This window comes from Blautia sp. AF14-40 (genome assembly GCF_003479665.1).
GTDB classification, from domain to species: Bacteria; Bacillota; Clostridia; order Lachnospirales; family Lachnospiraceae; genus Fusicatenibacter; species Fusicatenibacter saccharivorans.
This window is the reverse complement of sequence record NZ_QUHK01000097.1, coordinates 430-1,623: the sequence shown is the minus strand read 5'-3', so window position 1 is coordinate 1,623 and position 1,194 is coordinate 430. Positions and strand designations below refer to the sequence as shown.

General features: G+C 47.6%; 2 protein-coding genes. Both read right to left on the bottom strand.

All coding sequences use genetic code 11. The features are described from left to right. Positions 1-698, bottom strand: a 698-nt coding sequence (locus DWW13_RS18420; protein ID WP_158579781.1) for a type IV secretory system conjugative DNA transfer family protein, incomplete at its 3' end; no start/stop codon positions are given. Beyond that, positions 695-1,171: a PcfB family protein gene (locus DWW13_RS18415; protein WP_006859260.1), complete on the bottom strand. Its 477-nt coding sequence runs from the start codon at positions 1,169-1,171 to the stop codon at positions 695-697. The genes DWW13_RS18420 and DWW13_RS18415, both read right to left, overlap by 4 nt. Positions 1,172-1,194 lie beyond the last annotated feature (23 nt).

The window sequence follows — 1,194 nt, the reverse complement described above, 5'->3', positions numbered from 1 at the left end:
CCGTCCCCTTTGGTGTTGGCAATCAAGGTATTTACCAGTTTTAAAATGTCTTTTTCGTTGCGGAGATAGGCAAAGGGATTGTATTTCATACTTTTTTTGAAGTTTATTGTGTTCAGTACTTTTATCCGATACCCGCCACGCTGTAAGAGCTTCCCGCACTCGACTAAAACCGTACCTTTCGGGTCGGTTACAACGTAGCTGCTGTGCATTTGCATTAAGTTGGGCTTCACGAAAAATCTCGTCTTTCCGCTGCCGCTTCCCCCGATAACAAGGATATTTTTATTCCTTGCATACTTCGGCTGCTTCGGGCGGCTGTTCATGGTAAGCCGTTCCGTCTGTGTCAGCAGCACGTTATTTTGAAATACCGGGTCGGTATAGGGCTTTATATCTTCGACGTTGCCCCAACGGGCAGAACCGTATTCGATGCCTTTTCGGTATTTCTTTGCGTTCTTGCCTTTGAAATACACCATAAGCCGGATAAGGACAGCCCCCGCAATACCGATAAGCAAATCCATAGGGGCAAGGCTCGGAAGCGGATTTGAAAAGGCAGCGGAAAAGCCGTCTGCAAGGGAAAGCACCTTGCCGGAAAGGTCAGCCCCCGGAGAGAGCCGCACCGCCTGTCCGATTTTATCAAAGAGATAGACAAAGAGCAGATAGGGGGCATTTAGGATAAGCAGCTTTTTAAGTTCCGGCTTCATAGCGATACCTCCCTGTCCTTTTTCTTCACTTTGTCCCTCTGTGCGTTCAGAGCTGCCGCCTTGTCTTTCAGAGTGGAAAGCAGCTTGCGGATAGAGGGCTTTTTATCCCTGCCTAATTTCTTTGCGGTAAATTCCCGAAACGCTTCGGTCATAACGTCAATATCCTTGCCCCGAAAAGACACAAGATAGGTCGGCGGCTTGCCGTTCTCAATCTTCTTGACGTTGTAATCAAGCCCGTTTTTCCTTGCGATAGGGTCAAAGGCTTTGATATTTTGGTCGGTAATCTCAATGTTGGAAACCTTTTCTCCCGGCTTCATAAGCTGCCGCATAGTGATTTTCCCATGCGGGGCTTTGGTTATCTGCCCTTTGCCTTTGGCAAGCAGGGCTTTCATAGCCTTTTGCAGCACTTCGGCGGTCAGTTTAGATGTTTTGATTGCTAAAGACACGACTTTTTCGTTGACTTCATCTTGCATGAAATCCCTCCTTTCGTGGTTTT